The organism is Acinetobacter sp. ESL0695 (genome assembly GCF_029392135.1).
GTDB classification, from domain to species: Bacteria; Pseudomonadota; Gammaproteobacteria; order Pseudomonadales; family Moraxellaceae; genus Acinetobacter; species Acinetobacter pollinis.
In genome coordinates this window covers 2,053,182-2,067,103 of sequence record NZ_CP113932.1, presented here as the reverse complement: position 1 = coordinate 2,067,103, position 13,922 = coordinate 2,053,182, and the positions used below count along the sequence as shown (strand labels likewise).

At 40.5% G+C, this 13,922-nt stretch carries 9 protein-coding genes, 6 tRNA genes and 3 rRNA genes; 16 read left to right on the top strand and 2 right to left on the bottom strand.

The annotated features are described in order from the left end of the window. Positions 1–113: 113 nt before the first annotated feature. The 6 genes from OZX61_RS09840 (at position 114) to OZX61_RS09815 (ending at position 2,379) form a co-directional block, all read left to right on the top strand. A complete protein-coding gene (locus tag OZX61_RS09840) occupies positions 114–425 on the top strand; it encodes a hypothetical protein (protein ID WP_228284819.1) in 312 nt (103 codons plus the stop codon). A 119-nt stretch (positions 426–544) separates the two neighbouring features. Further along, entirely contained in the window at positions 545–1,762 is a 1,218-nt protein-coding gene (gene argJ / locus OZX61_RS09835; protein WP_277094688.1) for a bifunctional glutamate N-acetyltransferase/amino-acid acetyltransferase ArgJ, read from the top strand. A 228-nt stretch (positions 1,763–1,990) separates the two neighbouring features. Continuing rightward, positions 1,991–2,067 (top strand) — tRNA-Pro (locus OZX61_RS09830). 43 nt (positions 2,068–2,110) lie between these two features. Next, positions 2,111–2,187 (top strand) — tRNA-Arg (locus tag OZX61_RS09825). A 34-nt stretch (positions 2,188–2,221) separates the two neighbouring features. Further along, a tRNA-His gene (locus OZX61_RS09820) sits at positions 2,222–2,297 on the top strand. Positions 2,298–2,302: 5 nt separating this feature from the next. Next, positions 2,303–2,379: transfer RNA gene (locus OZX61_RS09815), tRNA-Pro, on the top strand. Between the two features lie 50 nt (positions 2,380–2,429). Here the strand turns inward: OZX61_RS09815 and OZX61_RS09810 are convergent. Continuing rightward, entirely contained in the window at positions 2,430–2,837 is a 408-nt protein-coding gene (locus OZX61_RS09810) for an OmpA family protein (protein WP_277094687.1), read from the bottom strand. 77 nt (positions 2,838–2,914) lie between these two features. After that, on the bottom strand, positions 2,915–4,123 hold the full coding sequence (locus OZX61_RS09805) for a diguanylate cyclase (protein ID WP_195772888.1): 1,209 nt from the start codon (positions 4,121–4,123) through the stop codon (positions 2,915–2,917). Positions 4,124–5,160: 1,037 nt separating this feature from the next. Between OZX61_RS09805 and OZX61_RS09800 the strand changes: the two genes are divergently transcribed. The 10 genes from OZX61_RS09800 to OZX61_RS09755 all read left to right on the top strand — a co-directional run bounded on the left by OZX61_RS09800 (position 5,161) and on the right by OZX61_RS09755 (position 13,914). Next, a 16S ribosomal RNA gene (locus OZX61_RS09800) occupies positions 5,161–6,696 on the top strand. 59 nt (positions 6,697–6,755) lie between these two features. Next, positions 6,756–6,832: transfer RNA gene (locus OZX61_RS09795), tRNA-Ile, on the top strand. Positions 6,833–6,873: 41 nt separating this feature from the next. After that, positions 6,874–6,949: transfer RNA gene (locus OZX61_RS09790), tRNA-Ala, on the top strand. Between the two features lie 369 nt (positions 6,950–7,318). Continuing rightward, positions 7,319–10,210, top strand: a 23S ribosomal RNA gene (locus tag OZX61_RS09785). 148 nt (positions 10,211–10,358) lie between these two features. Continuing rightward, a 5S ribosomal RNA gene (rrf, locus tag OZX61_RS09780) occupies positions 10,359–10,473 on the top strand. Together the 16S, 23S and 5S rRNA genes with 2 tRNA genes alongside form the textbook arrangement of a ribosomal RNA operon. A gap of 218 nt (positions 10,474–10,691) precedes the next feature. After that, on the top strand, positions 10,692–11,513 hold the full coding sequence (locus tag OZX61_RS09775) for an ABC transporter ATP-binding protein (RefSeq protein WP_277094686.1): 822 nt from the start codon (positions 10,692–10,694) through the stop codon (positions 11,511–11,513). Further along, on the top strand, positions 11,510–12,286 hold the full coding sequence (gene mlaE, locus OZX61_RS09770) for a lipid asymmetry maintenance ABC transporter permease subunit MlaE (protein WP_195772114.1): 777 nt from the start codon (positions 11,510–11,512) through the stop codon (positions 12,284–12,286). Before OZX61_RS09775 ends, mlaE begins: the two co-directional genes overlap by 4 nt. Then, positions 12,286–12,957, top strand: coding sequence for an outer membrane lipid asymmetry maintenance protein MlaD (locus tag OZX61_RS09765; protein ID WP_277094685.1), 672 nt, complete (start codon positions 12,286–12,288; stop codon positions 12,955–12,957). Before mlaE ends, OZX61_RS09765 begins: the two co-directional genes overlap by 1 nt. 20 nt (positions 12,958–12,977) lie before the next feature. Then, positions 12,978–13,601: an ABC transporter substrate-binding protein gene (locus OZX61_RS09760; protein WP_195772112.1), complete on the top strand. Its 624-nt coding sequence runs from the start codon at positions 12,978–12,980 to the stop codon at positions 13,599–13,601. A gap of 19 nt (positions 13,602–13,620) precedes the next feature. Continuing rightward, positions 13,621–13,914, top strand: a complete 294-nt coding sequence (locus OZX61_RS09755) for an STAS domain-containing protein (RefSeq protein WP_195772111.1) — start codon at positions 13,621–13,623, stop codon at positions 13,912–13,914. The last annotated feature ends 8 nt before the right edge of the window (positions 13,915–13,922 follow it).

Genomic DNA, 13,922 nt, shown 5'->3' with positions numbered 1-13,922 from the left:
TAGGATAGATATTCAATTTGCAGTAAACTTTTCTAAAAGTATGGTAAAAATAGATAGCTATTGGTAAAACTATGAACAAAATAAAACAAACCTTTATTCTTTCAGCATTTCTTATGCCAACTCTGGCATTAGCGACTACAACAGCAAATACAGAGCCTTTCACGACATCTGTAAGCAATGTAAAAGCCGCTCTTGGCCCTCAACAAGCTGAGGTATCATCAAAAGGGAATTCACTTACTATTATTAGCCCACGTACTGGTATTAGCTATACTTTGGGAAATACTGAAGGTCGCTCTATTATCCTCCAAACCGATGCAATTGCTGCTGCAAATAGTACTAATGCTGACCGTATTATTGCAGTGAACCCTGCAATTTCTACTGAGAGTCAAGAAAAAGCAGCTAAAGTATTGGCAGATATGCCTTAAAGCTAAGTAGTTTTATAAAAACCAGTGTGATCACTGGTTTTTTTATATATGAAGTACTCGATTTTTAAAAATAGATTGCATAAGCTAGAAGCTCTTATTAATTATAAATGGAATATCCGATGGCTGTTGGTGATATCGCAATGCCACAAATGCATGTGGTAAAAGGGGTTAAAATAGGTGTGACAGAAGCACATGTACGTTACCCCAATCGACGTGATTTGGTTATTTTCGAGTTTGTAGAAGGCACAAATGTTGCTGGTGTTTTTACACAAAATGCATTTTGTGCGGCACCTGTTCATGTAAGTAAGAAAAATTTGCAAACTGGAGATATTCGTTATCTCATTATCAATACTGGAAATGCAAATGCAGGAACAGGCAAAACAGGCATGGAAAATGCCTTAAAAATGTGTAATGCCATAGCAGAAGCTAGTCATGTTCAGCCCAATCAAGTACTTCCGTTTTCAACAGGAGTGATTGGTGAGCAATTACCAATCGAACGTATAGTAGATGCTGTACCTAAAGCGCTATTAGGTAAAGAAGATGCATGGGGTGATGCAGCAAAAGGTATTATGACAACTGATACTACACCTAAAGGCGCATCAGAAACTTTTGAGTTAGATGGCATTCCTTATGTTATGACAGGAATTAGCAAAGGTGCGGGTATGATCCGTCCCAATATGGCTACAATGCTCAGTTTTGTTGTTACGGATGCCCCTATTCATCAGAATCTCGTGAATAAGTTACTTAAAGAGTCAGCAGATCAGTCATTCAATCGGATTACGATTGATGGAGATACCTCGACAAATGATTCATGTATTTTTGCTGCAACAGGCCAAGCTGGTGGTAAAACAATTGAACATGAGCAAGATCCTAGATATTTAGTACTTAAAGAAGTTCTATTTAGAGTTATGAAACGCTTAGCTCAATTGATTGTAAGAGATGGTGAGGGTGCAACAAAGTTTATTACAGTAAAAGTAGAGGGAGGTGTAAATACAGATGAGTGCTGTAATGTGGCATATAGTATTGCTCAATCCCCACTTGTAAAAACTGCATTATTTGCCTCTGATCCTAACTGGGGAAGAATATTATGCGCGATTGGCTATGCAAATGTAGAAAACCTAAATGTAGAAAATGTACAAGTTTGGCTAGATGAGGTACAAATCTGCCAAGATGGCGGCCTTGCATCGACATATACAGAGGAAGCTGGCGTTGAGGCTATGTCAAAAACTGAAATTACGATTCGTGTAGATTTAGGTCGTGGTGAAGCAACAGACACAGTTTATACCTGCGATTTATCTTATGACTATGTGAAGATCAATGCAGACTATCGTTCATAAGACTTCCTGATAAAAAACCAGCTTAATTTGCTGGTTTTTTTAATTAAAAAGAAATAAGTCATTGAAAACGTATAAAAATAATACTTTTTAAAGTAAAGTGATGAATAAATAGACTTTTGATTAAATAAAGTTGTTTTTTTTTAAATATAGGGCTTGACCTAAAACAACTTCACGCCTAGAATGCACACCGTACCGCACGATGTGTGATACAAAAAAGCTGAGATTAAGCGGAGCATAGCACAGCCTGGTAGTGCACCTGGTTTGGGACCAGGGGGTCGTAGGTTCGAATCCTACTGCTCCGACCAAAAATCGGCGAGATTATCGCATGATATTAGTATCATCGATCATGCGCCTGTAGCTCAGTTGGATAGAGCATCCGCCTTCTAAGCGGATGGTCACAGGTTCGAATCCTGTCAGGCGCGCCATTAGTTGTCTGGTAAGTAGAACTAAAGCACTACGGTGGATGTAGCTCAGTTGGTAGAGCCCCGGATTGTGATTCCGGTTGTCGTGGGTTCGAGCCCCATCATTCACCCCAATTTACGGAGCATAGCACAGCCTGGTAGTGCACCTGGTTTGGGACCAGGGGGTCGTAGGTTCGAATCCTACTGCTCCGACCAATAAAAAGATCCGCGTTAAGCGGTTTTTTTTTGTTTAAAAATCCTAGGTACTAAAAAGAATTCGGAACAATTACAATTGTGACACGACGATTGTTCACTCTGCTGTAATGATCTTTTGTAAAAGAAATAGGTTGGCTTGATCCTTTTCCTAAAGTACGAATATTTTCCTTTTTGAATCCATTCTTATAAAAAATAGAAGCAATATTATCCGCACGTTGTTTAGATAAATCTATATTATAACTTTCGCTTCCTATATCGTCTGCGTGACCAATAATTTTGAGTTTATTTAAGTTGTATTGTTTTAATTTATAAGCGAGTTCCTTTACATTTTCAGAATCTATTTTAGATGGCTTTGCATCATCAAAGTTGAATAAAAGTCGTCTTGGAAGTCCAAGTGCCCATTCATTGTGGTGATCTAGCTTAAATCCTTCTTGTTTTAGCAGGTGTGCTTGTTTCATGCTTACACCACCAGTATGTAAACAGCCACACAATAAGGCAGGCAAGATAAGTAGTAGTGAGGTATAGGTCTTTTTAATCATAATGAAATAGATAAACTTTTATTAACGTGAAGACTTTTTGCTTTATACATTGCTTGATCTGCTCGATTAATCCAATCTTCAGGACTACTTGCATACAAAGATAATGAAATACCGACACTAAAACTAAAATATATTTGTTCGCCATTAAAAATTAATGGCAAATCTGAGGTTTGAAGCAAATCTTGAGATATTTTGTCTATATATTGTGGCGGAACAGATTTTAAAATAATTGCGAACTCATCACCACCTAACCTTGCTATAAAGTCACTATCTCGTAATCGATTCTTTAATCGATTTGACATTTCAATAAGTACATTATCTCCAGCAAGATGACCATATTTATCATTGATCTCTTTAAAATTATTATTATCAATAAAAAATAGAGCAGAATTACTACGATGATAGGGAGAATTAAAAATATTTAATAATCTCTGATGGAAATAAGCGCGGTTAGGGAGTTTAGTTAAGGGATCGTGTTTTGCTTCTAAAGATAATTGTTTATTTTCATCTTTCAATTGAGTATGAGAAACTTCTATTTCTGATAAAAGTTCATTAAAGGTTGAATTAAGATCTTGTAATTCACGAATAGAAGTGTTTGGAAATCTTAAGTTATATGCTTTTTGAGTGCTGACAAGTTGAGCAATTTGAGTGAGTGGTGTAATTGAGCGTATAATGAACTTATAGGTTAACTTTGTCGAGATCCAAAGTGTCAATGCCATAAGTAACATACATATCAAAATACCAATAAAAATAGTAAATAAGAAATCAAGAGCTTTCTCTGAACTCCCATAAATCTGTATTTTTCCAATTACTTTATTTTGATGATAAATTGGAAAACTAGAAGGATCACTAAGAAACCATTTATTAAATATTTGTTCAACGTCTGAAAAATGTTTCGGATTTGAAGCATTGCTTTCTAATAAATTATTCTTTTCATCAAAAACGTAAATAATCCGTATGGAGTGGCCTTCGGTATACTCCTTTGTTACTTGCCTAAGCATTAAGCTATCTTTAAATAAAATTGCGGGCTGGAGGCGCTCACTCAGTGTATGGCCGAGTAAAGAAAGGTTTTGCTGTACATAAGTATTCATTGTAAACGTTGAGATTGCAATGAATGTAAACGTGCCAATAACCAGTATAAAAGTAATGACACATATTTGTGATCTATGAAAGAGTTGTTTTAAGGACGCAGTTTTATGACTCATAACTAGTTATTTTCCTTAACTAGTAGAAGAACCCGTGAGTCTAAATGATACTTTGAATGACTGAGTGCATCTAAATTAATGTTAAATGTAAAATCATCTTTTCTTCGGTATAAGCAAAAGGTGATGGCTGTATCACAATCATGATCATTCATCGTAAAAGATAGTGGACTATATTTTAGTTGCCTCAAAATAGTATTTTGAGATTGGATAGGTGTATCTGATGAGAAAAATACAATATTGCAGCCTATATTTAGAGGTATTGTATGACTAAAAGAAATAATTTTATAACTGTACTTATTTTGCTTCGCAGTTTGGTTGAAGTTTTTAGCTAATTCTTCACTATTGATCACACAAAAAATATGATCCTCTGTATCCCATTGGACATAGCTTAAAATAGATAAAGTAAGTTCATAAAAACTTTTCATTGAAATTGCAAAACTTGGAAGTGAGATGATCAATAAACATAAGCATAGGCATATTTTTTTAAATTTTAAAAAATACATATAAGACTCATGTTATATAATTATTGAAATCTTACTAAAAAGTGATGAGATAATCACCAAAAATACACTTTTTTTCAAAAAATGATCAACTATTGTTCCGTTGACAAATAAAATAGAAATAAAATGGCTTAGGGGGTTGTGTTTGGAATTGATTGGTCTATAATGCGTATCCATCGGCGGTGATGTTGAAAGAAACTTCTTGATAAACAATAACTTAGTTGATTGGTTTGAGATTTAGTTCTTAGATTGATTGAGGTTAGAGTTTGATGAAGGGGATAAAAAACTTTCAGATTGCAGTTGACTTTCTTTAAAAAGAGAGTAATATAGCCGACCTAGCTTGCTGATGACGAATCAGTGATGCGAATCATTAATAGAATTGAAGAACAACTTGTGTGGATTTTTACTGAGTGATCACTGAATATATTTAAGATTCATTGATTAAAAGTAGAAATTTACTCGAAAATTTATTTGAGAGCGAATATTTTTGCTAGTGATTAATGAGCCAGATTGATTCCCTTAAGGAATTAATGATTTTAACTGAAGAGTTTGATCATGGCTCAGATTGAACGCTGGCGGCAGGCTTAACACATGCAAGTCGAGCGGGGAAGGTAGCTTGCTACTGGACCTAGCGGCGGACGGGTGAGTAATACTTAGGAATCTGCCTATTAGTGGGGGACAACGTTCCGAAAGGAGCGCTAATACCGCATACGCCCTACGGGGGAAAGCAGGGGATCTTCGGACCTTGCGCTAATAGATGAGCCTAAGTCGGATTAGCTAGTTGGTGGGGTAAAGGCCTACCAAGGCGACGATCTGTAGCGGGTTTGAGAGGATGATCCGCCACACTGGGACTGAGACACGGCCCAGACTCCTACGGGAGGCAGCAGTGGGGAATATTGGACAATGGGCGCAAGCCTGATCCAGCCATGCCGCGTGTGTGAAGAAGGCCTTATGGTTGTAAAGCACTTTAAGCGAGGAGGAGGCTTACCTAGCTAATATCTAGGCTAAGTGGACGTTACTCGCAGAATAAGCACCGGCTAACTCTGTGCCAGCAGCCGCGGTAATACAGAGGGTGCAAGCGTTAATCGGAATTACTGGGCGTAAAGCGCGCGTAGGTGGCCATTTAAGTCAAATGTGAAATCCCCGAGCTTAACTTGGGAATTGCATTCGATACTGGATGGCTAGAGTATAGGAGAGGAAGGTAGAATTCCAGGTGTAGCGGTGAAATGCGTAGAGATCTGGAGGAATACCGATGGCGAAGGCAGCCTTCTGGCCTAATACTGACACTGAGGTGCGAAAGCATGGGGAGCAAACAGGATTAGATACCCTGGTAGTCCATGCCGTAAACGATGTCTACTAGCCGTTGGGTCCTTTGAGGACTTAGTGGCGCAGCTAACGCGATAAGTAGACCGCCTGGGGAGTACGGTCGCAAGACTAAAACTCAAATGAATTGACGGGGGCCCGCACAAGCGGTGGAGCATGTGGTTTAATTCGATGCAACGCGAAGAACCTTACCTGGCCTTGACATACTAAGAACTTTCTAGAGATAGATTGGTGCCTTCGGGAACTTAGATACAGGTGCTGCATGGCTGTCGTCAGCTCGTGTCGTGAGATGTTGGGTTAAGTCCCGCAACGAGCGCAACCCTTTTCCTTACTTGCCAGCATTTCGGATGGGAACTTTAAGGATACTGCCAGTGACAAACTGGAGGAAGGCGGGGACGACGTCAAGTCATCATGGCCCTTACGGCCAGGGCTACACACGTGCTACAATGGTCGGTACAGAGGGTTGCTACACAGCGATGTGATGCTAATCTCAAAAAGCCGATCGTAGTCCGGATTGGAGTCTGCAACTCGACTCCATGAAGTCGGAATCGCTAGTAATCGCGGATCAGAATGCCGCGGTGAATACGTTCCCGGGCCTTGTACACACCGCCCGTCACACCATGGGAGTTTGTTGCACCAGAAGTAGATAGTCTAACCCTCGGGAGGACGTTTACCACGGTGTGGCCAATGACTGGGGTGAAGTCGTAACAAGGTAGCCGTAGGGGAACCTGCGGCTGGATCACCTCCTTAACGAAAAGGTGAGACTTGGTAAGAATCCACAACAAGTTGTTCTTCGGTATATTATCTGAGGGTCTGTAGCTCAGTTGGTTAGAGCACACGCTTGATAAGCGTGGGGTCACAAGTTCAAGTCTTGTCAGACCCACCAAAGACGAAAGATAATGTACAATTCACAAATGATTTTAAGCTGGGGACTTAGCTTAGTTGGTAGAGCGCCTGCTTTGCACGCAGGAGGTCAGGAGTTCGACTCTCCTAGTCTCCACCATGATTTTAGTTCGATTGATATTTCAATTTAATTAAGATTAAGCTAATAAATAAGCAAACAGCTTATTTGCTTATAGAGCTTAGTAGAAAGATTGTGTAAGATATGCGACCTTGATATTAACCTCTGTGAGTAATCACGGTACATGACCTGACGAAGGCATGTAAAATCATTAACAGATTATTCAATTTGAGTCTGAAATAAATTGTTCACTCATACATTTTGAAGCGTTTTAATTGAAATTTTAATTAATTTAGATTGAGACAAATTGAAATGAGATGAGAACTAGCAAATTAACTGAATCAAGCGTTTTGGTATGAGATTGAAGCTGTACACCTTGAAGTTCGCGTAAGCGACTGTTTGGGGTTGTATAGTCAAGTAATTAAGTGCATGTGGTGGATGCCTTGGCAGTCAGAGGCGATGAAAGACGTAATAGCCTGCGATAAGCTTCGGGGAGGCGGCAAATATCCTATGATCCGGAGATTTCTGAATGGGGGAACCCACTTACCATAAGGTAGGTATCAATAACTGAATACATAGGTTGTTGAGGCGAACGAGGGGAAGTGAAACATCTCAGTACCCTTAGGAAAAGAAATCAATTGAGATTCCGTCAGTAGCGGCGAGCGAACGCGGATCAGCCCATTAAGTTATCTAAGTTTTAGTGGAACACTCTGGGAAGTGTGACTATAAAGGGTGATAGTCCCGTACACGAAAGGGCTTAGATAATGATATCGAGTAGGGCGAGGCACGTGAAACCTTGTCTGAATATGGGGGGACCATCCTCCAAGGCTAAATACTCCTGACTGACCGATAGTGAACCAGTACCGTGAGGGAAAGGCGAAAAGAACCCCTGTGAGGGGAGTGAAATAGATCCTGAAACCGCATGCATACAAGCAGTGGGAGCATACTTTGTTATGTGACTGCGTACCTTTTGTATAATGGGTCAGCGACTTATATTCAGTAGCGAGGTTAACCGTATAGGGAGCCGTAGAGAAATCGAGTCTTAATAGGGCGTTTAGTTGCTGGGTATAGACCCGAAACCAGGCGATCTATCCATGAGCAGGTTGAAGGTTGGGTAACACTAACTGGAGGACCGAACCCACTGTCGTTGAAAAGCCAGGGGATGACTTGTGGATAGGGGTGAAAGGCTAATCAAGCCTGGTGATAGCTGGTTCTCCCCGAAAGCTATTTAGGTAGCGCCTCGGACGAATACCATAGGGGGTAGAGCACTGTTTCGGCTAGGGGGTCATCCCGACTTACCAAACCGATGCAAACTCCGAATACCTATGAGTACTATCCGGGAGACAGACTGCGGGTGCTAACGTCCGTAGTCAAGAGGAAAACAATCCAGACCGCCAGCTAAGGCCCCAAAATCATAGTTAAGTGGGAAACGATGTGGGAAGGCATAGACAGCTAGGAGGTTGGCTTAGAAGCAGCCACCCTTTAAAGAAAGCGTAATAGCTCACTAGTCGAGTCGGCCTGCGCGGAAGATGTAACGGGGCTAAAACTATGTGCCGAAGCTGCGGATTTACGCATTAGCGTAAGTGGTAGGGGAGCGTTCTGTAAGCCGATGAAGGTGTGTTGAGAAGCATGCTGGAGGTATCAGAAGTGCGAATGCTGACGTGAGTAACGATAAAACGGGTGAAAAACCCGTTCGCCGAAAGACCAAGGGTTCCAGTCCAACGTTAATCGGGGCTGGGTGAGTCGACCCCTAAGGCGAGGCCGAAAGGCGTAGTCGATGGGAAAATGGTTAATATTCCATTACTTCTGTGTAATGCGATGAGAGGACGGAGAAGGTTAAGTCAGCCTGGCGTTGGTTGTCCAGGTGGAAGACAGTAGGCATGCATCTTAGGCAAATCCGGGGTGCTCTATGCTGAGAGTCGATAGCAAGTAGGTTTACCTACGAAGTGGCTGATACCATGCTTCCAAGAAAAGTCTCTAAGCTTCAGTTACACAGGAATCGTACCCGAAACCGACACAGGTGGTCAGGTCGAGTAGACCAAGGCGCTTGAGAGAACTCTGCTGAAGGAACTAGGCAAAATGGTACCGTAACTTCGGGAGAAGGTACGCTGCTGATGGTGATGGAACTTGCTTCCTGAGCTGTCGGCAGCCGCAGAAACCAGGCCGCTGCAACTGTTTATTAAAAACATAGCACTCTGCAAACACGAAAGTGGACGTATAGGGTGTGATGCCTGCCCGGTGCTGGAAGGTTAATTGATGGGGTTAGCGTAAGCGAAGCTCTTGATCGAAGCCCCAGTAAACGGCGGCCGTAACTATAACGGTCCTAAGGTAGCGAAATTCCTTGTCGGGTAAGTTCCGACCTGCACGAATGGCATAATGATGGCGGCGCTGTCTCCAGCAGAGGCTCAGTGAAATCGAAATCGCGGTGAAGATGCCGTGTACCCGTGGCTAGACGGAAAGACCCCGTGAACCTTTACTGCAGCTTGACATTGAACTTTGACCTTACTTGTGTAGGATAGGTGGGAGGCTTTGAAGTAGTAACGCCAGTTACTATGGAGCCATCCTTGAAATACCACCCTGGTAATGTTGAGGTTCTAACTCTGACCCATAATCTGGGTCGAGGACCATGTCTGGTGGGTAGTTTGACTGGGGCGGTCTCCTCCTAAAGAGTAACGGAGGAGTACGAAGGTGCGCTCAGCGTGGTCGGAAATCACGCGTAGAGTATAAAGGCAAAAGCGCGCTTAACTGCGAGACCAACAAGTCGAGCAGGTACGAAAGTAGGTCTTAGTGATCCGGTGGTTCTGTATGGAAGGGCCATCGCTCAACGGATAAAAGGTACTCTGGGGATAACAGGCTGATACCGCCCAAGAGTTCATATCGACGGCGGTGTTTGGCACCTCGATGTCGGCTCATCTCATCCTGGGGCTGAAGCAGGTCCCAAGGGTATGGCTGTTCGCCATTTAAAGAGGTACGCGAGCTGGGTTTAGAACGTCGTGAGACAGTTCGGTCCCTATCTACCATGGGCGTTGGAAATTTGAGAGGATCTGCTCCTAGTACGAGAGGACCAGAGTGGACGAACCTCTGGTGTACCGGTTGTGACGCCAGTCGCATCGCCGGGTAGCTATGTTCGGAAGGGATAACCGCTGAAAGCATCTAAGCGGGAAGCCTACCTCAAGATTAGATTTCCCTGTGACTTTATGTCACCTAAAGAGCCGTTCAAGACTAGGACGTTGATAGGTTGGATGTGGAAGTGTAGCGATACATGAAGCTGACCAATACTAATTGCTCGTGAGGCTTGACTATACAACACCCAAACAGTTGTATTTCTCTTCAAATAGCTTGATTTAGTGATAAACCTAGTTACAATACAGACCAATTGAATAAACTGTTATGCCAAATTTGGTGGAACAGAGGCAATAATTAAGACCTCAATGTTCTCCATAAAAGTTATGCTGGCGACAATAGCGAGAGTGAACCACCTGATCCCTTCCCGAACTCAGAAGTGAAACCTCTTAGCGCTGATGGTAGTGTGGGGTTACCCATGTGAGAGTAAGTCATCGCCAGCATCTAATTCCTAAAAAGCCTCCACAAGGAGGCTTTTTTTTGCTTATAGAATATAAACATATATTTATTCAAATTAATAATTTCCGTATAATTTATACATAATGTTTTATAGTTTCAAAACTATAATATTTTCTAGTGAGAAATAAATAGATAACCTCCTACTATTTGATTAACCTATCCTCTTAAATGAATGGCGGTAAGTAAGAAGTGAACATTGATCATGGATAAAAAAACTCCTGCCATAAAAACTCAGAATTTTATTGAAGTTAAAGGTCTTAGCTTTAACCGAAATGAGAGAGTTATTTATGACAATATCGATCTCTGTATTCGTAAAGGTCAAGTCACTGCAATTATGGGACCTTCTGGTACAGGGAAAACGACACTTTTACGTCTTATAGGTGGTCAATTAATACCACAAAAGGGAATGATACTATTAGAAGGTAAAGATATTTCAAAAATGAGTCGCCATGAACTTTTTGCTGCTCGTGCAAAAATGGGAATGCTCTTCCAAAGTGGTGCTTTATTCACTGATATGTCTGTATATGAAAATATTGCCTTTCCAATACGTGCGCATACGAAATTGCCTGAGAATCTTATTGGTGAGCTTGTTTCATTAAAGTTAGAATCTGTTGGCCTAAGTGGAGCTGAGTTTCTTATGCCCTCTGAATTATCAGGTGGTATGAATAGGCGAGTGGCTTTAGCAAGAGCAATCGCTTTAGATCCTGAATTAATTATGTATGACGAGCCTTTTGCAGGTCAAGACCCTATTGTCATGGGAGTGCTCACAAGGCTTATTCGCTCTTTAAGAGATGCTTTAGATTTAACAACGATTATTGTGTCGCATGATGTAGATGAGACGATGTCTATAGCAGATTATGTTTATATTGTTGCGGATGGAAAAATCCAAGGTGAGGGAACACCTGAAGAGCTAAGAACACATCATTCTGCATTTGTTCAGCAGTTTTTAAATGGCTCTGTCGAAGGTCCTGTCGATTTTCAATTTAGCCAAAAAAAATACCTAAACCACGAGGTGGGTACATGAATGCGATAGCCTTATTAGGCAGAAGAGTAATTGATAGTGTACATGGTATCGGTATTGCGACAATCTTATTGATACAAATTATTTGTTCTTTACCTACACGTTTAGGATTTAAATTATTTATTTACCAAATGTATAGAGTCGGTGTCTTATCATTATTGATTGTTGCTGTTTCTGGATTATTTATTGGTTTAGTAATTGGCTTACAAGGTTATACAATCCTTGTTAATGTTGGTAGTGAATCAATGCTCGGTACTATGGTTGCACTGACTTTATTAAGAGAACTAGCACCTGTAGTAGCTGCACTTTTATTTGCTGGCCGTGCTGGATCTGCTTTAGCTGCTGAAATTGGTTTGATGAAAGCCACAGAACAGTTATCTAGTATGGAAATGATAGGTGTCGATCCTTTAAAACGTATTGTTTCTCCACGTCTTTGGGCAGGTATTATTAGTTTACCTATGCTGACGGTCATTTTTGCGGCAATTGGTATTTTTGGCGGCAAACTGGTGGGTGTAGATTTCTTAGGTGTGGATGAAGGGTCTTTTTGGAGTGGAATGCAAAGTGCCGTTCAATTTAGACATGATGTAATAAATGGTATTTTAAAAAGTGTTTGTTTTGCTGTGATTTGTACATGGATTGCTGTCTATCAAGGATATGCTTGTAATCCAACATCAGAAGGTATTGCAACTGCAACAACAAGAACAGTTGTTTATTCATCTTTATGTGTTTTAGGTTTTGATTTTGTGTTGACTGCGGTCATGTTTGGAGGCGTTTGATGAAATCACGTGCAAGTGAGTTGACCGTAGGAATTTTCGTAATAATTTTCGGTACAGCACTATTTTTTTTAGCAATGAAAGTAAGTGGACTATCTGGAAATAATTTAAGCGCAGGTTATCAAATGTCAGCAACATTTGATAATGTAAATGGATTAAAACCCCGTGCTAAAGTAACCATGAGTGGTGTAACAATAGGACGTGTTGACTCAATTACATTGGATCCAATTTCTAGATTAGCAAAAGTAACATTTGATTTGGATGGAAAGTTAACAACATTTACACCTGCTGAGTTACAAACTGTTCAAAAAGATTCCTTAGAAGAGCTGAAATATAGCGATGATTATCAGCAAGCTGATGATGCGAAACGAAAAGTAATGGAACAACAACTATTAGACAATATGAAATCCATTACAAATATAGATTCAGATGCTTATATTATGGTAGCAACGAACGGATTATTGGGCGAGAAGTATTTGAAAATTGTACCTGGCGGTGGCATTAGTTACTTAAAGCGTGGTGCAAGTATTAGCAATACTCAAGGAACAATGGATTTAGAAGATTTGATTAGCAAATTTGTGACAGGTATGGGAAGTGGTAATAAATCTTCTACATCTCAATCTTCAAGTACAACTCAAAGTAATAGCTCAACTCAACCATCATTTACAGAATAAACCTCAAGTAGGAGCGTCATATGAAAACATCATTAAAACAAACAATGATGGCAGGTGTTCTAGCAACAATGGTAGGCTCAGCAATTGCTGCACCTGCTCAGGCACCTTCTGATTTTATTAAAACAGTAGCAGACAGTTTAATTGGTAAGCTAAAAGCAGAGCATGATCATTTGAACAATCCTGCAACAATCAATGCAATTGTAAAACAGAACTTAGAACCTTATGTTGATGCGCAAGCATTCACACGTATTGTTATGGGAACATATGCGTCTCCTCAAAGTAGTACACCTCAACAACGTGCTGCATTTGAATCTAATTTACGCCAAAGTTTAATTCAAAATTATGGTTCTGCTTTAGCGAAGTATTCAAATCAGGGTTACGCTATTCGTCCATATAAACCATCTGCAGGTGCTTATCAAGTCGTGACATTAGACTTTATTAGTCAAGGTCAAAAGACACCAGTAGCATTCCAATTGGCAGACCATGGTTCTCAATGGAAAATTCGTAATATGAATGTTGCCGGGATTGATTTGGGTTTACAGTTTAGAAATCAATTCGCTTCTACGGTACAGCGTAATGGTGGCAATCTAGATAAAGCCATTGCAACGTTTAAACCAGATGCTAATGCAGCAACAAGCAAATAATTTCAAAGGAATAAGCCCAATGGATATACAGTTTAAACAGCAGAATTTAATATTGGTTGGTACAATAGACTTTAAAAATGCAGAAACTGTATATCAGCAAGGGTTATCTTTAATATTGCAAAATAAACAAGATAAAATTTTTGTTGATTTATCTCAGTTAGAACATGGAAATACTTTAGCGCTTGCGGTATTTGTGCAGTGGTTACGCCATACACCTGAGTTAAATGGACTCATTTTTAAGGCTGTTCCAGATAAAATGCTCAAGATTATTCAATCGTGCCATCTTGAAAAAGAACTTCAGATGGTAAGCTAAATAAAAAA

What these genes read in the sequence shown, in the direction of transcription:
- OZX61_RS09840 (WP_228284819.1), top strand. Translation starts at nt 114, where the DNA reads ATGCCAACTCTGGCATTAGCGACTACAACAGCAAATACAGAGCCTTTC.
- argJ (WP_277094688.1), top strand. Translation starts at nt 545, where the DNA reads ATGGCTGTTGGTGATATCGCAATGCCACAAATGCATGTGGTAAAAGGG.
- OZX61_RS09810 (WP_277094687.1), bottom strand. Translation starts at nt 2,837, where the DNA reads ATGAAACAAGCACACCTGCTAAAACAAGAAGGATTTAAGCTAGATCAC.
- OZX61_RS09805 (WP_195772888.1), bottom strand. Translation starts at nt 4,123, where the DNA reads ATGAGTCATAAAACTGCGTCCTTAAAACAACTCTTTCATAGATCACAA.
- OZX61_RS09775 (WP_277094686.1), top strand. Translation starts at nt 10,692, where the DNA reads ATGGATAAAAAAACTCCTGCCATAAAAACTCAGAATTTTATTGAAGTT.
- mlaE (WP_195772114.1), top strand. Translation starts at nt 11,510, where the DNA reads ATGAATGCGATAGCCTTATTAGGCAGAAGAGTAATTGATAGTGTACAT.
- OZX61_RS09765 (WP_277094685.1), top strand. Translation starts at nt 12,286, where the DNA reads ATGAAATCACGTGCAAGTGAGTTGACCGTAGGAATTTTCGTAATAATT.
- OZX61_RS09760 (WP_195772112.1), top strand. Translation starts at nt 12,978, where the DNA reads ATGAAAACATCATTAAAACAAACAATGATGGCAGGTGTTCTAGCAACA.
- OZX61_RS09755 (WP_195772111.1), top strand. Translation starts at nt 13,621, where the DNA reads ATGGATATACAGTTTAAACAGCAGAATTTAATATTGGTTGGTACAATA.